Genomic DNA, 18,717 nt, shown 5'->3' with positions numbered 1-18,717 from the left:
ATGCCACAACTCCACTCTCCGGCGTACCCGTTGAGGAGTTCGCGGAATCCGGAGGTCTTGACAACCGAATTGGTCTGGACCAACTTGTACACCCAACGGTGGCCACCGTTCCGCACCTCCCCGTACGCCTCCCCTTCTTCCCCCCTTCCCTCCCCTTCCCCTCACGGAGGTCCCAGTGGACCGCGTATCAGGCATGCCCGGACGCAGACGCGTCTGGGCGGGGCTCCTCTCCGCCGCGCTCGCCGCGTCTGCCCTCACCCTCACCGGCCTGGCCACCGACGCCGCGGCCGCCGACGTCAACAACGTCAAGAACGGCGGCTACGAGTCGGGCCTCGGCAACTGGACGTGCTCCGCGGGCAGCGGCACGACCGTCTCCTCACCGGTGCACGGCGGCTCGGCGGCCCTGAAGGCCACGCCCGCCGGGCAGGACAACGCCAAGTGCACCCAGACCGTCGCGGTCAAGCCCAACTCGACGTACACGCTGAGCGCGTGGGTCCAGGGCGGCTACACCTACCTCGGCGCGACCGGCACGGGGACCACCGACGTGTCGACGTGGACGCCCGACTCCTCGTCCTGGAAGCAGCTGACGACGACGTTCACCACCGGTTCGTCGACGACCTCGGTCACCGTCTACACGCACGGCTGGTACGGACAGGCCGCGTACTACGCGGACGACCTGTCGGTGTTCGGACCCGACGGGGGCGGTGGCGGCGATCCCGCCCCGACCGTCCCCGCGGCACCCGGCGGTCTGGCCGTCTCGTCCACGACCTCCTCGTCCGTCTCGCTCGCCTGGAACACGGTCTCGGGCGCCACGGGCTACAACGTCTACCAGGGCGCCACGAAGGTCCAGTCGGTGACGGGCACCTCCGCGACCGTCTCCGGACTCGCCGCCTCCACCTCGTACTCCTTCCAGGTCACCGCCACGAACTCGGCCGGCGAGTCGGTCAAGTCGTCGGCCGTCACCGGCACCACCACCGCCTCCTCGGGCGGCGGCGGGGGCGGCGCCGTACCGGCGCACGCGGTGACGGGCTACTGGCAGAACTTCAACAACGGCGCCACGGTCCAGAAGATCTCCGACGTCCAGTCGCAGTACGACATCATCGCCGTGGCCTTCGCCGACGCGACCGGCACGCCGGGCGCGGTCGGCTTCAGCCTCGACTCGGCCGGGCTCGGCGGCTACACCGTCGACCAGTTCAAGGCGGACATCAAGGCCAAGCAGGCCGCGGGCAAGAAGGTCATCATCTCCATCGGCGGCCAGAACGGCACCGTGTCGGTGAGCGACTCCACGTCCGCGACGAACTTCGCCGACTCCGTCTACTCCCTGATGCGGACGTACGGCTTCGACGGCGTCGACATCGACCTGGAGAACGGCCTCAACGCGACCTACATGACGCAGGCGCTGCGCTCCCTGTCCTCGAAGGCGGGCTCGTCCCTCGTCATCACGATGGCCCCGCAGACGATCGACATGCAGTCCACGTCGAACTCCTACTTCCAGACGGCCCTGAACATCAAGGACATCCTCACCGTCGTCAACATGCAGTACTACAACAGCGGCTCGATGCTCGGCTGCGACGGCAAGGTGTACTCGCAGGGCTCGGTCGACTTCCTGACGGCCCTCGCCTGCATCCAGCTGGAGGGCGGCCTCGCCCCGTCGCAGGTGGGTCTCGGTCTCCCCGCCTCCACCAGCGGGGCGGGCAGCGGCTACGTCTCCCCGACGATCGTGAACAACGCCCTCGACTGCCTGGCCAAGGGCACCAGCTGCGGTTCCTTCAAGCCCTCCAGGACGTACCCGGGTCTGCGCGGCGCGATGACCTGGTCGACGAACTGGGACGCGTCGGCGGGCAACGCCTGGTCGAACGCGGTCGGACCGCACGTGCACGCCCTCGGCTGACCCCTCCCCGTCAGCAGGACGAAGGTCCGGCCCCGGCTGCGCCACAGCCGGGGCCGGACCGCGTCCGGGGGCGACCGCCCGCGCCGCGGCCCCTCCCGCCCCGGGGCCGCGACGGCCCCACGAGCGGCGGCGCCCCGTCTCACGAGAACTGCTGGGGCAGCTCGCCGGAGTCCCACAGCCTGTCCAGGTTCCAAAAGAAGCCGCCGAAGTCCTTCGCCATGGCGGCACGTTCGTCCGTCGACAGCTTCTCCATCGGGTCGGTGAAGTCGAAGGTCCCGAGGTCGGGTCCGGTCCACCCCTTGAAGCGCCGGCAGTGGGCGCACCACATGTAGCTGATCAGTGAGGGGCGCACGCGGATGTGACTGCGGTACACGTAGGTGCGCACCGCGGAGTGCCCGCAGGCGGGACAGACCCGCTCCGACCGGTCCTCGTAGAACTTCGGGCCCGCCACCAGTTCCCGGACCTGGTCCGCGTCGAACTCTCGCATGCCTGCTTCCTCGTTCGCTCCGGGCACACGCGAACCTACCCGGACCAAAGGCGTGCGGGGAGCACGGATCAGATGAAGTCCGACCACGGCTGGTCCCAGATCTGCTTGACGCACAGGACGAGAAAGAGCAGCCCGGCGATCGCCAGCATGGCGTTGCTCAGCGGGCCGTTGCGCCATTCGCGGGGCGTGCGGGAGGAGTTCAGGAGCCAGATCAGGGTGAGGGCGAGGAAGGGGAGGAAGGCCGCGCCCAGGACTCCGTACAGGATGACGAGCCGGAAGGGCTCGCCCTGGAAGAGGAGCACGATCGGAGGGAAGGTCAGCCAGAGCAGATAGGCGCGGAAGGGCCAGGACTTCTCGCGGCCGCCCGCCGCGACCTCCTCGCCCGTGGCCTGCTCCCGGGTCCGGTAGCGCGCCACGAAGTCCGCGAACATCAGGCTCACGCCGTGCCAGACGCCGATGAGCGAGGTGAAGGACGTCGCGAAGAAGCCGATCAGGAAGAACTTCGCGGTCGCCGTGCCGTACTCCTCCTCCAGGATGTCGCCGAGCTGGATCAGCCCCTGGTCGCCGCCGGCGATGGCCACGTTCGCCGAGTGCAGCAGCTCCGCGCCGACGAAGAGCATCGCGACGACGAAGATGCCGGTGGTGACGTAGGCGACCCGGTTGTCGAGGCGCATCACCTTCATCCAGCCCGTGTTCGTCCATCCCTTGGCGTTGACCCAGTAGCCGTAGGCGGCCAGGGTGATCGTGCCGCCGACCCCGCCGATCAGGCCGAGCGTGTTGAGGACCGAGTCCTTCTCGTCGGGCAGTACGGGCAGGAGTCCCGCGAGGGCGTCGCCGAGGTTCGGTGTGACCCGGACCGCGAGGTAGACGGTGACGACGAACATCACGCCGACCAGCACGGTCATGACCTTCTCGAAGACCTCGTACCGGTTGAACCAGACGAAGACCAGGCCGACGAGCCCGCACAGGACGGCCCACGGCTTGATGGACCAGTCGTCCGGGAAGACGCCGGGGAACAGGGCCTGCAGCGGCAGCGCGCTCGACGACATCGCCGCCGCGCCGTAGACGAAGCCCCAGACGACCGCGTAGACGACGAAGAAGTACGTCGTCCAGCGGCCGAGGCTCGCCCAGCCGTCGAAGAGGGTGCGGCCGGTGGACAGGTGCCAGCGGCCCGCCGCCTCGGCCAGGGAGATCTTGACCAGGCAGCCGATGACGGCGGCCCACAGCAGCGTGTAGCCGAAGTTGCTGCCCGCGATGAGGGTGGCGACGAGGTCGCCGGCGCCGACGCCGGTCGCGGCGACGACGATCCCGGGTCCGATGTACTTCCAACTGGACTTGCGGGGGTGGGAGTCGGTCTCCGCCGACGCCGGCTTCGCGGACTTCCCGGTGGTCTCCGTCATGCGGTCAAGAAAGCGTGTGGGGCGGTGGTGCACAAGGGCGCGTACGCCGATCGCCACGCGATGTGCACCCATCGGGCACACGACCCCACGGCCGGGGGCGAGCGGGCCCGGGCCATGCCCGGGCCTGGTGCATCCGCCCGTCCGCACCTCGGGCGTGGCGCCGCGACCGATGCGGCCCACGTACGCCACCGGGCTGAATTTCGGCCGATTCCCGCCATCGCCGCTTTGTCATCGCTTGACCTGCTCATGCCACGGCCGCACCATGAGCGCCGCACCCGCACCAGGCACGTCGCCATGAACCACCCCCCGCTCCACTCCCCACATTCCGGAGATCCCGGAATTCCTGGAGACACAAGGAGACTTCATGCGACTTCGCATACGCGGCAGCGGCGCGACCGGGTCGAGGAAGAACGGCCGGCGCACCGCCGCCCTCGCCGTCCTCGCGGCCTTCGCCCTCGCGGCCCCCCTCACCGCCACCGTCACCGACGCCACCGCGAGCGGAGCGGGAGCCCACGCCCCCTTTGCCGACGACGTCCGCCAGTACGAGATCCATCAGGGCACCACACCGGTGACCCGCACCGCCATCCAGCAGACCGGTGTCACCGTGGACGAGGCCGACGAGGAGACCGTCGTCGTCTCGGGCCGCGCGGACCAGATCAGGAAACTGCGCGCGCTCGGCTACGACGTCTCACCGCTGGGCTCGGCACCGGACCGGTCGGGCGGCGCCGGTGACGTCCGGCTCTTCGACTTCCCGTCGGCGGACTCGAAGTACCACAACTACGCCGAGATGAACACGGAGATCGACCAGCGCCTCGCCGCGTACCCGGACATCATGAGCAAGCGGGTGATCGGCAAGTCCTACCAGGGCCGGGACATCGTCGCCATCAAGGTCAGCGACAACGTGGCCACCGACGAGAACGAGCCCGAGGTGCTCTTCACCTTCCACCAGCACGCCCGCGAGCACCTGACCGTCGAGATGGCGCTGTATCTGCTCCGCGAACTCGGCGCGGGCTACGGCTCCGACTCCCGCATCACCGGCATGGTGAACAGCCGCGAGATCTGGATCGTCCCCGACCTCAACCCCGACGGCGGCGAGTACGACATCGCGACCGGCTCCTACCGCTCGTGGCGCAAGAACCGCCAGCCCAACAGCGGCAGTTCGTACGTCGGCACCGACCTGAACCGCAACTGGAACTACAAGTGGGGCTGCTGCGGCGGCTCTTCGGGGTCGAAGTCGTCCGAGACCTACCGCGGGGCGTCCGCCGAGTCGGCGCCCGAGGTGAAGGTCGTCGCCGACTTCGTCCGCGGCCGGGTCGTCGGCGGCAAGCAGCAGATCACCGCCGGGATCGACTTCCACACGTACAGCGAGCTGGTGCTGTGGCCGTTCGGGTACACGTACTCGAACACCACGACCGGGATGACGGCGGACGACTACAACGCCTTCAGGACCGTCGGCGAGAAGATGGCCGCCAGCAACGGCTACACGCCCGAGCAGTCCAGCGACCTCTACATCACGGACGGCTCGATCGACGACTACCTGTGGGGCGCCCAGAAGATCTTCAGCTACACCTTCGAGATGTACCCGTCATCCGGAGGCGGCGGCTTCTACCCGCCCGACGAGGTCATCGAGCGGGAGACGGCACGCAACCGCGACGCGGTGCTGCAACTCCTGGAGAACGCCGACTGCATGTACCGGTCGATCGGGAAGGCCGACCAGTACTGCAGCTAGCCGGGGCGAGGTGCCCCGCGCGTCACGCGGCGTCGCCCTCGGCGTCCTCGCCGTCCTCGAAGTAGGCGTCCAGGACCTCGTCGAGCCGCGACTCCCACTCCTTGAAGCGCGACCTGGCCGTCGCCTCGATCTCGATCGGGTACCAGCGGCGGTCAGGCGTGTGCACGGTGACGGTGAACCGCTTGCCGAAGCGCGGGGACTCCGTCTCGACGGCCCCGATCTCGTCCCAGCGGAACTCCGCCTCCTGGTCGTCCAGGCGCAGCCGTACGCCGCGGTGGTCGGCCGTGATCGAGGCGCGGCGGTCGGATGCCTCGAAGACGGGACCGTCGGGGTCGGCCGCGTCCTCCGCGTCCGCCCCGGCCCTGTCGCCGGCGCCTTCCGCTTCGTCGTCGGCGTCCTCGGCGAAGGCGTCGGCCGCCGCCTTTCGGGGGCCGGCCTCCGCGGTCTCCTCGTCGTCCTTACGGCCGGCGTCGACCGCGTCGTCCGTCCCGCCGGAGGCTGTCTCCTCGACGTCGGACTCGCCGGACTCCGCCGCCTTCGGCGAGGTCTCCCCGATCGCGGCGTCCTCGGCCGCGGTGCCGGACACCGCGTCCTCGGGCTCCGCGGCCGCGGGCGAGGTGAGTCCGGGGACGAAGGCCGGGTCGAATCCGGCGCCCAGGGGCTGGCTGCTCGAACCTATGCGCTGCTCCACAGCGGGCAGTATGGTCGACGATCCTGTGTCGCACACAGCCAGCCCCGACTTCGTTATCAGACGCCTACACGACCAGGCTGACCGCGGCGGCCACGGCGAAGCCCGCCACGGACAGCACGCTCTCCAGCACGGTCCACGTCTTGAGCGTGTCGCGCTCGCTGATGCCGAAGTACTTGGCGACCATCCAGAACCCGCCGTCGTTGACGTGCGAGGCGAAGATGGAGCCCGCCGAGATCGCCATGATGACCAGGGCGACGAAGGCCTGGGAGTGGTGACCCTCCGTCAGCAGCGGGGCCACGATGCCCGCTGTCGTGACGATGGCGACCGTCGCCGAGCCCTGGGCCACCCGCAGGACCACGGAGATCAGATAGGACAGGACGATCACCGGGAGGCCGACGTCGTTGAAGGTGTCGGAGAGGGCCTGGGCGACGCCGCTCGCCTTCAGCACGGCTCCGAAGATGCCGCCGGCGCCGACCACCAGCAGGATGTTGCCGACCGGCTTCAGGGACGAAGTCGAGACCGTCTCAAGGGACTTGCGGGACCAGCCGCGGCGGATGCCGAGCAGGTAGTACGCGAGGAGCAGGGCGATCGTGAGGGCGACGAACGGGCTGCCGAAGAACTCGACGACCGAGCGGACGGTGGACGGGTCCAGGGCGATCGACGAGAAGGTGGCCGCGAGGATCAGCACCAGCGGCGTACCGATGATGCCGAGGACCGTGCCGAGCGGCACCGGCTTCTCCTGGGGCTCCACTCCCGACGCGCGCTGCTCCTCGACGACCGCCTGCCTGGCCTCCGCCGCGGCCTCGACCATGTCCTGCGGTACGGGGACGAAGAGGCGCCTGCCGATCCAGGCGGAGTACGCCCAGGCGGCCAGGACGGCGGGGACGCCGCAGACGATGCCCATGAGGATGACCCAGCCGAGCTGGACGTGCAGCAGACCGGCCGCGGCCACCGGGCCGGGGTGCGGGGGCAGGAACGCGTGGGTCATGGACAGGCCGGCGAGCAGCGGCAGGCAGTAGAGCAGGATGGACTTGCCGGAGCGCTTGGCGGCGGCGTACACGATCGGCGCGAGGACGAAGATGCCGACGTCGAAGAAGACCGGGATGCCGAAGATCAGGCCGGTCAGGCCCATGGCGAGCGGTGCGCGCTTCTCGCCGAAGAGATTGAGCAGCCGGGAGGCCAACACCTCCGCGCCGCCGCTGACTTCGAGGATGGCGCCGAGCATGGTGCCCAGGCCGATGATGATGGCGACATGGCCGAGGATGCCGCCCATGCCGGACTCGATGACGGAGACGGCCGTCGACCGCTGGACCGTGCCGAAGAGTTCGGTGACCGGCAGTCCCGAGGCCAGGCCGACGGCTATGGAGACGGCGAGCAGGGCCACGAACGGCTGGAGCCTGGCCTTGATGATGAGGAACAGCAGCAGGGCGATGCCGAGGGCGGCGACGGTGAGCAGCCCGGCGGTGCCGTCGACGAGGAGGAGCAGACCGCCGGTGTGAGGTGGTGTCTCAGGGGTGGCCGGAGCCGGCGCCGCGAGCGGGTGCGACGGCACCGAGGACCACAGGGACAGGGGGGACGCCATGGGAGGGCCTCTGTTTCGTAAGTGCATGGTGCTTTCGGGCAGGGGGGATCGCGGCGCGGCGCCCCGGGGGATGACGGGTGTGGGGCGCCGCGCCGTGACGGCGTGCGGAAGTGCGGGTGGTCCGAAGGTGCGTGTCAGCCGAGGACGGCGAGCACGTCGATCTCGATGAGGAGTCCGGCCGGCAGTCCGACGTAGACGGTGGTGCGGGCGGCGGGGGGCGCGGTGAGGCCCTGCTCCTCGAAGTACTGGTTGTAGATCTCGTTCATCTCGGCGAAGTGGCCGACGTCCGTGAGGTAGACGCGGATCATCATCGCGTCGTCCCAGCTCGCGCCGCCCTCTTCGAGGATCGCCTTGACGTTGGCGAGGGTCTGGAGGGTCTGCTCGCGCAGGGTCGGGCCGGCGGGCGTCGGGGGCTTGCCCTCCTCGGCGGGCAGGAAGCCGACCTGGCCGGCGACCTGGAGGATGTTGCCCTTCTTCACACCGTGCGAGAACTTCGCGGGCGGGGTGGTGTGCGTCCTCGGGGTGAGGGCGATCTTGTCCGTCATTCCGTGCTCATTTCTTGGGGGGCTTCCTTCGTGGGGGTCCTGCCCGAGTAGTCGCGGCTGATGGCGTCGGCGGTACGGCGCACCAGCGGGAGCAGGGTGAGGAGTTCGTCGGCGGTGACGACGACGTTGGGTGCGGAGACCGACATGGCGGCGGCGACGCGTCCGTCCGCGCCGCGGATGGGGGCGGCGACGCAGTTGATGGACTCCTCGTGGCCACCGAGGTCGGTGGCCCAGCCCTGCTCGCGCACCGTCGCCAGCTCCTTGAGGAAGGCGGGCGCGTTGGGGATCGAACGGGCCGTGTACATGGGGTAGTCGAGCTTGTCGGCGAGAGCCCGCCGCTCGGCCTCGGGGAGGTCGGCGAGCAGCAGTTTGGCGACCGCGGCGACGGTGATGGCGACGGGCTTGCCGATGCGCGAGTACATGCGCACGGGGTAGCGGCTCTCCACCTTGTCGATGTAGAGGACCTCGTTCTCCTCGTAGACGGCGAGGTGGACGGTGTGTCCGCACTGCTCGTTGAGGCGTACGAGGTGAGGGTGGGCGATCTCGCGCACGTCGAGGTTCTCCACGGCCTCCTGGGCGAGGGCGAAGAGGCGGGCGCCGAGCCGGTAGCGCTGGTCGGACTGGCGGTAGACGAGTCCGTGCTCGTGCAGGGTGCGCAGCAGCCGCAGCGCGGTGGACTTGTGCACACCGAGCCGGTCGGCGACCTGGCCGAGGTCGGCGGGGCCCTCGGCGAGCAGCGGCAGGATGCTGAGCGCGCGGTCGACGGTCTGACTCATGGCGTGCGTACCTCCTCCTCGGCCCGATCGACGGTTCGATCGGCGGCGTGGCCGATGGTTTTCGTCCAGCCGGGGCCGAGTCGAAGTCTCCCCCACGCGTCGTCGTCGAGAGCGGCCAGGCGGTCGGCGTGGTCGCGGGACGGCGGCGTGGCGAGGTCGCCGGGGTCGGTGAGCGCGGCGGCGGCCATGAGGTGGCCGTTCCGGAGCCGGTCGCGGACGGGCAGTCCGCGCAGGGTGGCGGAGAGGAAGCCGGCGGCGAAGGCGTCGCCGGCACCGACGGCGGCGACGACGTCGACGTGCAGGGCGGGCACGAAGGTGGCGGTGTCGGCGGCACCGTCGCCGCGCCCGGACGCGGCGACGCCCTGTCTCCGGCCGCCGGAGGCGTCCTCTGCGCCGGTCCCGCCGACGCCGACGAGCGTCTCGCCCCGGTCGGCGAGACGGGACCGCTCGCCCCGGCCACCGACGCCTTCCCCTTCGCCCCCGCCGTATCCACCGACGGGGACAAGTGCTTCGCCCCGGCCGGCGGCGGTCTTCTCGAACACCGTCGCTCCCGCCTCGCCCTGCTTGACGACCAGGACGCCGGGCTCGGGCAGGGCGTCGCGGACGGCGCGCGCCCCGTGCAGGCCCCAGGCCTCCCGCGCCTCGTCCTCGCCGACGAAGACGATGTCGGCGCCGCGGGCCAGGTCGAGCAGGACCCGCGGGCCCGCGGCGTCGCGCCACAGTCCCGGGCGGTGGTTGACGTCGAAGGAGACGAGCGGACGGCCCGGCCGAGGCGCGGTGAGCTCGCGCATCAGGCCGAGGCAGTCCTCGGACAGCGCGGCGGTGATGCCGGACAGGTGCAGGACGCGGCCGGCACGGACGGCGTCGAGGTCCAGGGTGCCGGCCGCCATCGCGGAGGCGGCGGACCCGGCGCGGTAGTAGGCGACTTCGTGGGCGTCGGTCGCCCGGTCGCCCGCGGTGCGGAAGTAGATGCCGGTCGGGCGGTCGGGGTCGCGACGCACGGCGGAGGTGTCGACGCCGTACGCGGCGATGGTCTCCACGAGGTGGTCGCCGAACCCGTCCGCGCCGACCCGGCCGACCCAGCGCGCGGTGTGCCCGGCGCAGGCGAGCACGCACGCCACGTTGGACTCGGCGCCCCCGATGCCCCGCTCGAAGGACGGGACGTCGGCGAGGCGGCCCGGCTGCGAGGGCAGGAAGGTGACCATGGACTCGCCGAGCGCGACCACGTCGACGGGGTCGCCGAGGCCGGCGGCGGCGCCGTGGGGCGCGGTGTCAGCGGGTCCGTCGGGGGTCACGATGGCTGAGGCTCCTTGCTCTCGCGGGTACGGCGTGGTGGACACTCCAGGTCCTGCCGTCACGCTCCCCTCCGCCCTTCGAGCGGGCGGGGGGGCGACGGCAGGACCTCGCGGCCAACGGCACCGTTGACCCTGCGTTGGCTGGGATGTTAGACAGCAGTAAGCGACATACGCAATGACCGTTGCATATTGCGCAACGCACCAGTGGAGCGCTGGCAACACACCTGATCAAGGAGGCCCCATGGGCGCCGACACCGCCGCAGCACAGCTCGCCGCTCTCACGGCGGACCGTGTCGACCACCGCTTCAAGGGCCTCCCGCCGGACGCCGACGGACTGACCGTCGGCGAGCTCGCCGCCCAGCGCCGCAATCTGTTCACGGACGGCTTCACCACCCCGGTCCTCGCGCTCTCCGCCGAGCGGCTCCAGCACAACCTCACCCTCATGGAGACGTACGCCACCCGGCACGGCCTCGCCTTCGCGCCGCACGGCAAGACGTCGATGGCCCCGCAGCTGTTCTGGCAGCAGATCGAGCACGGCGCGTGGGGCATCACGCTGGCGGTCCCCCACCAGGTGCGTGTCGCACGCCGGTTCGGGATCGACCGGATCTTCCTGGCGAACGAGCTCGTCGACCACGCGGCGCTGCGCTGGATCGCCGCCGAGCTCGCCCGGGACGAGGACTTCCGTTTCATCTGTTACGTGGACTCCGTGCGCGGGGTGGAGCTGATGGACGCGGCGCTGGCCCGCACCGCCCGCCCCGTGGACGTGGTCGTGGAGCTCGCCGCGGGCGAGGGAGCCCGCACCGGCGTCCGTACGGAGGCCGAGTGCGCGGCGGTCGCCGACGCGGTGGCCGCGACGACGACGCTGCGGCTGGCCGGCGTGGCGGGTTACGAGGGCGAGGTGCCGCAGGCGGACCCGGAGCGTGTGCACGCCTGGCTGCGCCGGCTCACCGCGCTGGCGGCGGACTTCGACAAGGCGGGCCGGTTCGGGGGGCTGGAGGAGATCGTCGTCAGCGCGGGCGGCAGCGCCTGGTTCGACGCGGTCGCCGACGTCTTCGCGGAGATCCCCGCGCTCTCCCGGCCGGTCCTGAAGCTGCTGCGGTCCGGCGCGTACGTCTCCCACGACGACGGCCACTACCGCAAGCTGACCCCCTTCACCCGCATCCCGGAGGAGGGCGCGCTGCACCCCGCCTTCCGGCTGTGGGCCCAGGTGGTCTCCCGGCCCAGTGCCGACCAGGCCTTCGCCAACGCGGGCAAGCGGGACGCTGCGTACGACCTGGATCTGCCCGAGGCGCAGGTGGTGCGGCGCGACGGCGTCGAGCACGCGGCGAGCGGCGTCGAGGTGACCGGCCTCTCCGACCAGCACGCGTGGCTGCGCACCTCCCCCGGCGCGGAGCTGCGGGTCGGCGACTGGATCGGCATGGGTCTGTCCCACCCCTGCACGTCCTTCGACAAGTGGGAGCTGATTCCCGTGGTGGAGCAGGACGGCACGGTCGTCGACTACGTCCGCACGTTCTTCTAGGAGGCCGCCGTGTTGGATCTCGTCATCCGTGACGCGGACGTCGTCGACGGCACCGGTGCGTCCTCGTACCGCGCCGACGTGGTCGTCGACGACGGCCGGATCGTCTCGATCGTCAAGGAGGCCGCGGCGGCGGGCTGCCAGCGCCCGACCGCGTGCCGGGAACTGGACGCCGAGGGCCTGGTCCTCGCCCCCGGTTTCATCGACATGCACGCGCACAGCGACCTGGCGCTGCTGCGCGACCCGGACCACAGCGCGAAGGCCGCGCAGGGGGTGACCCTGGAGGTCATCGGCCAGGACGGCCTGTCGTACGCGCCGGTGGACGACCGCACACTCGCCGAGGTCCGCAGGGCGATCACCGGCTGGAACGGCCACGGCGACGACATCGACTTCACCTGGCGGTCGGTAGGCGAGTACCTGGACCGGCTCGACCACGGTTTCGACGGCGAGGGGATCGCGGTCAACGCCGCGTACCTGATCCCGCAGGGCACCGTGCGCATGCTGGCGGTCGGCTGGGAGGACCGCGAGGCGACGCCCGGGGAGCTGGACCGGATGCGCAGACTGGTGGCCGACGGCCTGCGGGAGGGCGCCGTCGGCATGTCGTCCGGGCTGACGTACACACCCGGGATGTACGCCAAGGACGCCGAACTGACGGAGCTGTGCCGGGTGGTGGCCGCGCACGGCGGCTACTACTGCCCGCACCACCGCTCGTACGGGGCGGGCGCCCTCGAGGCGTACGAGGAGATGGTCGCCCTGACCCGCGAGGCGGGCTGCCCGCTGCACCTCGCCCACGCCACCATGAACTTCGGCGTCAACAAGGGGCGGGCCCCGCAACTGCTGGCTCTGCTGGACGAGGCACTGGCCGGCGGCGCGGACATCAGCCTGGACACCTATCCCTACACGCCGGGCTGCACCACGCTCGTGGCGATGCTGCCCAGCTGGGCGGGCGAGGGCGGCCCGGAGGCGGTCCTCGCCCGGCTTCGGGACGACGCGACCGCCGAGCGGATCCGGCACCACATGGAGGTCGTCGGCGCGGACGGCTGCCACGGCGTCCCCATCGAGTGGGACACCATCGAGATCTCCGGCGTGAGCGACCCCGGCCTCGCCCCCTATGTCGGCCGCACGGTCCGGCAGTCCGCGGACGAACGCGGCGAGACTCCTTGGCACACCGCCCGCCGTCTGCTGGTCGAGGACCGGCTCGGCCCGACGATCCTCCAGCACGTCGGCCACGAGGAGAACGTCCGGGCGATCATGCGCCACCCCGTGCACACGGGCGGTTCGGACGGCATCCTGCGGGGCGAGAAGCCTCATCCGCGGGCGTACGGCACCTTCCCGCACTACCTGGGCCGGTACGTACGGGAGTTGGGCGTGCTGTCCCTGGAGGAGTGCGTCGCCCACCTCACCGGCCGCCCGGCCGCCCGGCTGCGGCTGCCCGACCGTGGGATCGTCCGCGAGGGCAACCGCGCCGACCTGGTCCTCTTCGACCCGGCCACGGTCGCCGCGGGTTCCACCTTCGAGGCCCCGCGCACGCTGCCGACCGGTATCCCGTACGTCCTCGTCGACGGCCGTTTCGTGATCGAGGACGGGCGCAGGACGGATGTGCTGGCGGGGCGGGCGGTCCGCCGCGAGCCGACCGGATGACCACCCGCCGCGCAGCGGTTACGGCTTGGGCAGGGTGCAGCCGGAGCGGCTCAGGTCGAGCTTGTTGTCGAGCCCGAAGCACGGGACGATCTGGTAGGTCTCCTCGGCGTAGTTGATGCCCTGACGGACCGTCACGGTGCCGTTCGCGTCGACCTCGCAGGGGTTGTCGACCGTGCAGCGCTCGCCGTCCTCGTTTCCGGTGTTGTTGACGGCGACGACCTTGCCGGTGGAGTTGTCGACGACGGGTGAACCGGACGTGCCCCCGATGGTGTTGCAGGCGGAGGTGTAGCGGACCGAGTCCTTCCAGGTCCAGTCGCCCTCCTTGAGGCGGTACACGAACCCGTCGATGTTGCAGCTGTAGATGCGCTTCCAGTAGCCGGAGACGACCTTGATGGCCGTGCCGGCGACCGGGTGCGTGTCGCTCAGCGTCAGCGCAGCGATGCCGTACGAGCTCTTGATCTGCGCGTAGGTGCGGGTGAGCTGATAGATCGTGACGTCCGTGTCGGTCATCGTGGAGTACGCGACCTTGCTGGCGCGCAGCGTCGCGACCCTGGTGCCCGCGGAGTTGAGCAGGCCGAACGAGCGGCTGGAGGCCTGGTCGACGATGACCTCGCCGGGCTCCGGGAAGCCGGTCTCCAGGCAGTGGCCGTTGGAGAGCACGAGCGCGGGGTCGTCGTCCTCGGAGCCGGGCATCCGGACGACCGAGCCGGAACAGTTGCTGAGCGAGACGGTGCCGGCGAAGTCCACGGCCTGGACTGCGGGCGCCCGGTCGGGCGACGCCTTCCCGGCCGACGCCTGCTCCTGGAGCGGTGATTGCGCGGCGCGGTCGGGAGCGGGCGCCGCGACCGCGGGTGCCGCACCTGTCCCGGCGATCACCAGGGCGAAGAGCGCGGCGACGAGAGGCTTTCTCATGTGGGGGTCCCCTCTTGCGACTTGGGGTGACCGAAGGTCTTCCAGCCACCCTTCTCTTGTCATGCGCATTGTGAGGCGCGAGGGGTGAGGGGACAAGGAGTTGTTTCCGGCCTCGTCCCGGCTTCCGGGTGTGCGCCGGCGGGCAACCCGCAGGGCTACTTGGGCCGCTTGGTGGCACCCTGGCCGTGACCGGGGCGGCTGTCGGAGTTGCCGGGGCCCGCCGAGGACGTTCCGGCGGCCGTGGGACTCGGGGACGCGGTGGCCTTCGGAGCGCCGGACGACGAGGGCGAGGCCGTCGCCGTGGCGGACGGCGTGGCGTCCCGGGTCGCGGAGGCGGACCCGCCTGGCGTTCCGCTCGCGGTCGCGCCGTCCGTGCCACCGTCCTCCGCACCCGCGGACGGGACGCCCGGGACCTCGGAGTCGTCACCGGCGCCGTCGCCCGCGTCGCGTCCCGCGGGCGCGGGGCCCCCGGACGGTGCCGAGTCGAAGGCCCCGGAGAGCGCCGCGCCGAGGACGACGACACACACGGCTCCGGCGCCCACGGCGAGCCGGCGGACCAGTCGGGTGCGACGGCGGTGGCGCAGCCGGTCGAGGCGGCCCGCCGCGTCGCCGGCGGCCGGGTTCCACGCGGCGTCCCACTCCTGCGCGGGACCGTCGGCGGCCGCCGGGTCCCGCACGGCGTCCCGCTCCTGTGCGGCGTCACCGTCCGCGGGGGCCGGCGGCCCGCCGACGGCCGTGTCGCCGACGGCCGTGTCGCCGACGCCGTCGTATCCCTCCTGCCAGCCGTGCGCCGCGGCCGGGTCGGCGTAGGCGTCATAGGCCGGGGAGCCCTCGCCGCCGCTCTGCGGGAGGTACACCCTCGGCCGGTTCTCGGGGTCGCCGGGCTGCAAGGACATGAGGGCGGATTGTAGAGACCCCAAGGGGTCCGAGCCCAGCACGGGGACGAAAGCGACGGAACCGGCACGTCTCACGTGGTGGAAAACACCCCCCACCCCGCGTTACACGGCCGTAAGCTCACGGGCATGCAGGTGATCCAGTCCACGAAGCTCGCCAACGTCTGCTACGAGATCCGGGGTCCGGTTCTTGAGGAGGCGATGCGGCTGGAAGCAGCCGGTCACCGCATCCTCAAGCTCAACACGGGCAACCCGGCCGCCTTCGGGTTCGAGTGCCCGCCGGAGATCCTGGAGGACATCCTCCGCAACGTCTCCTCCGCGCACGGTTACGGCGACGCCAAGGGCCTGCTCGCCGCGCGCCGGGCCGTCGTCATGCACAACCAGACCCTGGGCATCGAGACGGACGTCGAGCACGTCTTCATCGGCAACGGCGTCTCCGAGCTGATCGTGATGGCGATGCAGGCCCTGCTGGACGACGGCGACGAGGTCCTGGTGCCCGCCCCGGACTACCCGCTGTGGACGGCGGCCGTGTCCCTGTCCGGCGGTACGGCGGTGCACTACCGCTGCGACGAGCGGTCGGACTGGATGCCCGACCTCGCCGACGTGGAGCGGAAGGTCACCGACCGCACCAAGGCGATCGTCATCATCAACCCGAACAACCCGACGGGCGCGGTCTACGACGAGGCGATGATCCGGGGGCTCACCGACATCGCCCGGCGGCACAATCTGCTGGTCTGCTCCGACGAGATCTACGACAAGATCCTCTACGACGAGGCGACGCACACGGCGACGGCGGCGGTGGCCCCCGACCTGCTCACCCTCACCTTCAACGGCATGTCGAAGGCGTACCGGGTGGCGGGCTACCGGGTGGGCTGGATGTCGGTCTCCGGGCCCCGCGCGCACGCCGAGTCGTACATCGAGGGGCTGACGATCCTCGCGAACATGCGCCTGTGCGCGAACATGCCGGGCCAGCACGGAGTGGTGGCCGCGCTGAGCGGACGGCAGACGATCAACGACCTGGTGCTGCCCGGCGGCCGGCTGATGGAGCAGCGGGACGTCGCCTACGAGCTGCTGACGCAGATCCCGGGCGTGACGTGCGTCAAGCCCAAGGGGGCGCTGTATCTCTTCCCGCGCCTGGACCCCAAGGTCTTCAAGATCAAGGACGACCGGCAGATGGTCCTCGACCTGCTGCGCCGCGAGAAGATCATGGTCGTACAGGGGACGGGCTTCAACTGGCCCGAGGCGGACCACTTCCGGGTGGTCACCCTGCCGGCGGTCGCCGATCTGACGGACGCGGTGACGCGGATCGGGAAGTTCCTGGACGGCTACACCCAGCCCTGACGCTCACGCTGCGTGCGCACCGTGCACAAATCTGCGACTCGGCTCAACTTTAGACGAAATCCAAGCTAGGATGGCTTCCTGTCAGAGCACAGGAGGCCGTCCCATGTACGAACCGATCCGCACCAAGTCGGTCCACACGACGGCCGGCACCACTTCCTCGGACTTCCCCCACCGGTCGCGCGAGGAGGAGCTGGACATCCAGCTCGCCGGTCACCTCGCGGCGCTGCTCGCGGTCACGGACGAGATCCGCGCTCTCGCGCCCTCCGCCGACCTGGACGCTGCCGCCGAGCGGCTCACCGCGCAGGTGGCGCGGCTGCGGGGCGGAGCGACGCCGGTGCGTGCCGCGGCGGCCGCCGCCCTGCACGAACCACACCTGGTGGCGCTCCACCAGCGGGCGCACGCGCTCGCCGGCCGCGCCCTCGTCGTCGCGGCGTCCCGCGCCGACACCGCGGCGGCGATCCTCGCCGCCGAGCGCATGGACGCCCATGCCCCGGTCGCCGAGCCCCGCGAGCTCGCGCCCCACTGAGCCTGCGGGCTCCCCTTGACGGCCCCGGTCCGCGTGCACCCGCAGCGACGCGCGGACCGGGCGCCATATGACCCGCACCTCGCGGTCCGGCAGGCCCGGTCACCACACCCCGGCACGCGCGCGCGGCGCACCGCGGACCCGGTCGCCCCGGACTCCGCACCAGGCTCCCCGGAAGGCCGCCCGGGCCCCGCCGCGGTGCGCGATCGGCCGGTCGACCGGGGCGCGTCGGCGTCGGGCACGGCAGCCGGTCCACCCCCTTGGACCCGGGGGGGTGAGGCAGGCCGGCGGGGTGCGCCGTGCAGGCCGGCAGGAGGGTGCCCCCTCCGGTTGCGTACCGGGACCCGGTGGTCACCCCCTGTTCACCCGCCCAGACCGGGAACGTTGGGTTCCGGGGCGCACGCTCCAGGCGTGAGACGTATCGCAGGAATCGTCCTGGCGGTGCTGTTGATCGGCGGAGTGGCAGCAGCCGTCGTCGCAGGCCGCGAAGGTCAGGACAAGGGCACGGCAACGAAGACCGTGCGAGGAGTGATCGGATCGGAGAAGGCGGAGTTCTTCGCCGATCCCGACGTGGTGAAGGCCCTGGCCGCCAAGGGCTACACCGTGAAGACGGAGACGTCCGGGTCCTGGGCCATGGAAGGGCTCGACCTCAAGGGGTACGACTTCGCGTTCCCGTCCAGCCAGGCACCGGCCGACGAGCTCGCCCGCAAGTACCACGCACGGCAGCCGCTGCCGAGGCCCTTCTACTCGCCGGTCGTCGTCGTGGCGCACCGCAGCGCGGCACAGGTCCTCGCCGCCAACGGACTCGCCGCCCTCGACAGGAACACCGGCACCCTCAAGATGGAGGCCTGTCTCGACGCCGCCCGGCACGACCGGACCTGGCAGCAGCTCAAGGGCGCCGCGGCACACGGCGAGCTGACCGGCACGCTCTACATCGCCACCACCGACCCGGCCACCTCCAACTCCGGTGCCCTCTATCTCGCCGCCGCCTCCTACGTGGCCGACAAGGGACGCGTCGCGGCCTCCGCCGCCGACGTGGAGCGCACCGCGCCCCTGATGCGCAAGCTCATCAGTGTGCAGGGCGCCCAGCAGTCCAGCACGGACGCGGCGTTCCGGGACTTCATCAGCGGCGCGGGCAATCCTCTCGTCCTCGTCTACGAGTCCCAGGTCGCCGCGCTGCTCGGCGAGGACGGCGGACGGGAGGCGGGCGACCTCACCGTCCTGTACCCGGACACCACGGCCAACAGCGACCACACGGTGGTCCCGCTCACCGATGCCGGCCGCGCGCTCGGCGAACTCCTCAGCACCGACTCGACGCTGCGCAGGCTCGCCGTCCGGCACGGGTTCCGGCCGCAGGGCGCGACCGCGGAGTTCACCGCGGCGACCGCGGGCCGCACCTCGTACCTCAATCAGAAGCTGACCGGCGTCCGGCAGGCGCCCGTGCCCGCCTCCAAGGTGCTGCACGAGATGGCGCGCCGGGCCGGGAACTAGGGGG

16 protein-coding genes are annotated in these 18,717 nt (G+C 71.3%); 7 read left to right on the top strand and 9 right to left on the bottom strand.

Features of this window, described 5'->3' with window-relative positions:
• Positions 1–193: 193 nt before the first annotated feature.
• Positions 194–1,891, top strand: coding sequence for a chitinase (locus tag H305_RS0126405; protein WP_199791458.1), 1,698 nt, complete (start codon positions 194–196; stop codon positions 1,889–1,891).
• A 139-nt stretch (positions 1,892–2,030) separates the two neighbouring features.
• Here the strand turns inward: H305_RS0126405 and H305_RS0126400 are convergent, their stop codons facing one another.
• Both H305_RS0126400 and H305_RS0126395 read right to left on the bottom strand, forming a co-directional pair.
• Complete coding sequence (locus H305_RS0126400) at positions 2,031–2,378, bottom strand: hypothetical protein (RefSeq protein ID WP_028803062.1); 348 nt, start codon at positions 2,376–2,378, stop codon at positions 2,031–2,033.
• 68 nt (positions 2,379–2,446) lie between these two features.
• The gene (locus tag H305_RS0126395; protein WP_028803061.1) at positions 2,447–3,778 is read right to left on the bottom strand and encodes an Nramp family divalent metal transporter; all 1,332 of its coding nucleotides are present in this window, start codon (positions 3,776–3,778) and stop codon (positions 2,447–2,449) included.
• Between the two features lie 364 nt (positions 3,779–4,142).
• Between H305_RS0126395 and H305_RS0126390 the strand changes: the two genes are divergently transcribed.
• Positions 4,143–5,507, top strand: coding sequence for a M14 family metallopeptidase (locus H305_RS0126390; protein ID WP_028803060.1), 1,365 nt, complete (start codon positions 4,143–4,145; stop codon positions 5,505–5,507).
• 22 nt (positions 5,508–5,529) lie between these two features.
• Here the strand turns inward: H305_RS0126390 and H305_RS0126385 are convergent, their stop codons facing one another.
• The 5 genes from H305_RS0126385 to H305_RS0126365 form a co-directional block, all read right to left on the bottom strand.
• On the bottom strand, positions 5,530–6,198 hold the full coding sequence (locus tag H305_RS0126385; protein ID WP_028803059.1) for a hypothetical protein: 669 nt from the start codon (positions 6,196–6,198) through the stop codon (positions 5,530–5,532).
• A gap of 64 nt (positions 6,199–6,262) precedes the next feature.
• Positions 6,263–7,780 carry a GntP family permease gene (locus H305_RS0126380; protein ID WP_051370975.1) on the bottom strand — a complete coding sequence of 506 codons (1,518 nt, stop codon included), beginning with the start codon at positions 7,778–7,780 and terminating at the stop codon, positions 6,263–6,265.
• 134 nt (positions 7,781–7,914) lie between these two features.
• Positions 7,915–8,325 (bottom strand): RidA family protein, encoded by a 411-nt coding sequence (locus H305_RS0126375; RefSeq protein WP_028803057.1) that lies wholly within the window; start codon positions 8,323–8,325, stop codon positions 7,915–7,917.
• Positions 8,322–9,101: an IclR family transcriptional regulator gene (locus H305_RS0126370; RefSeq protein WP_028803056.1), complete on the bottom strand. Its 780-nt coding sequence runs from the start codon at positions 9,099–9,101 to the stop codon at positions 8,322–8,324. Before H305_RS0126370 ends, H305_RS0126375 begins: the two co-directional genes overlap by 4 nt.
• Positions 9,098–10,396: a sugar kinase gene (locus H305_RS0126365; RefSeq protein ID WP_420708132.1), complete on the bottom strand. Its 1,299-nt coding sequence runs from the start codon at positions 10,394–10,396 to the stop codon at positions 9,098–9,100. Before H305_RS0126365 ends, H305_RS0126370 begins: the two co-directional genes overlap by 4 nt.
• Before the next feature lie 241 nt (positions 10,397–10,637).
• On the opposite strand from H305_RS0126365, the gene H305_RS0126360 reads away from it, so the two are divergent.
• Both H305_RS0126360 and H305_RS0126355 read left to right on the top strand, forming a co-directional pair.
• Positions 10,638–11,915: an amino acid deaminase gene (locus H305_RS0126360; protein ID WP_028803054.1), complete on the top strand. Its 1,278-nt coding sequence runs from the start codon at positions 10,638–10,640 to the stop codon at positions 11,913–11,915.
• A 9-nt stretch (positions 11,916–11,924) separates the two neighbouring features.
• The gene (locus H305_RS0126355; RefSeq protein ID WP_028803053.1) at positions 11,925–13,553 is read left to right on the top strand and encodes an N-acyl-D-amino-acid deacylase family protein; all 1,629 of its coding nucleotides are present in this window, start codon (positions 11,925–11,927) and stop codon (positions 13,551–13,553) included.
• Between the two features lie 18 nt (positions 13,554–13,571).
• Here H305_RS0126355 and H305_RS0126350 read toward each other — a convergent pair whose 3' ends face one another.
• Positions 13,572–14,465 carry a S1 family peptidase gene (locus H305_RS0126350; RefSeq protein WP_028803052.1) on the bottom strand — a complete coding sequence of 298 codons (894 nt, stop codon included), beginning with the start codon at positions 14,463–14,465 and terminating at the stop codon, positions 13,572–13,574.
• Between the two features lie 155 nt (positions 14,466–14,620).
• The gene (locus H305_RS0126345) at positions 14,621–15,361 is read right to left on the bottom strand and encodes a hypothetical protein (protein WP_028803051.1); all 741 of its coding nucleotides are present in this window, start codon (positions 15,359–15,361) and stop codon (positions 14,621–14,623) included.
• Positions 15,362–15,487: 126 nt separating this feature from the next.
• Between H305_RS0126345 and H305_RS0126340 the strand changes: the two genes are divergently transcribed.
• From H305_RS0126340 to H305_RS0126330, 3 genes are all read left to right on the top strand, one after another.
• A complete protein-coding gene (locus H305_RS0126340) occupies positions 15,488–16,699 on the top strand; it encodes a pyridoxal phosphate-dependent aminotransferase (RefSeq protein ID WP_028803050.1) in 1,212 nt (403 codons plus the stop codon).
• A gap of 103 nt (positions 16,700–16,802) precedes the next feature.
• Positions 16,803–17,225, top strand: a complete 423-nt coding sequence (locus H305_RS0126335; RefSeq protein WP_028803049.1) for a hypothetical protein — start codon at positions 16,803–16,805, stop codon at positions 17,223–17,225.
• A gap of 408 nt (positions 17,226–17,633) precedes the next feature.
• On the top strand, positions 17,634–18,713 hold the full coding sequence (locus H305_RS0126330) for a substrate-binding domain-containing protein (protein ID WP_028803048.1): 1,080 nt from the start codon (positions 17,634–17,636) through the stop codon (positions 18,711–18,713).
• Positions 18,714–18,717: the final 4 nt, after the last annotated feature.

Source organism: Streptomyces sp. 142MFCol3.1 (assembly GCF_000424945.1).
Classification (GTDB): Bacteria; Actinomycetota; Actinomycetes; order Streptomycetales; family Streptomycetaceae; genus Streptomyces; species Streptomyces siamensis.
This window is presented reverse-complemented; position numbering and strand designations above follow the sequence as displayed.

Coding starts and splice junctions, on each gene's coding strand:
- H305_RS0126340 (WP_028803050.1), top strand. CDS start 15,488: ATGCAGGTGATCCAGTCCACGAAGCTCGCCAACGTCTGCTACGAGATC.
- H305_RS0126390 (WP_028803060.1), top strand. CDS start 4,143: ATGCGACTTCGCATACGCGGCAGCGGCGCGACCGGGTCGAGGAAGAAC.
- H305_RS0126335 (WP_028803049.1), top strand. CDS start 16,803: ATGTACGAACCGATCCGCACCAAGTCGGTCCACACGACGGCCGGCACC.
- H305_RS0126350 (WP_028803052.1), bottom strand. CDS start 14,465: ATGAGAAAGCCTCTCGTCGCCGCGCTCTTCGCCCTGGTGATCGCCGGG.
- H305_RS0126345 (WP_028803051.1), bottom strand. CDS start 15,361: ATGTCCTTGCAGCCCGGCGACCCCGAGAACCGGCCGAGGGTGTACCTC.
- H305_RS0126370 (WP_028803056.1), bottom strand. CDS start 9,101: ATGAGTCAGACCGTCGACCGCGCGCTCAGCATCCTGCCGCTGCTCGCC.
- H305_RS0126360 (WP_028803054.1), top strand. CDS start 10,638: ATGGGCGCCGACACCGCCGCAGCACAGCTCGCCGCTCTCACGGCGGAC.
- H305_RS0126375 (WP_028803057.1), bottom strand. CDS start 8,325: ATGACGGACAAGATCGCCCTCACCCCGAGGACGCACACCACCCCGCCC.
- H305_RS0126380 (WP_051370975.1), bottom strand. CDS start 7,780: ATGGCGTCCCCCCTGTCCCTGTGGTCCTCGGTGCCGTCGCACCCGCTC.
- H305_RS0126405 (WP_199791458.1), top strand. CDS start 194: ATGCCCGGACGCAGACGCGTCTGGGCGGGGCTCCTCTCCGCCGCGCTC.
- H305_RS0126400 (WP_028803062.1), bottom strand. CDS start 2,378: ATGCGAGAGTTCGACGCGGACCAGGTCCGGGAACTGGTGGCGGGCCCG.
- H305_RS0126395 (WP_028803061.1), bottom strand. CDS start 3,778: ATGACGGAGACCACCGGGAAGTCCGCGAAGCCGGCGTCGGCGGAGACC.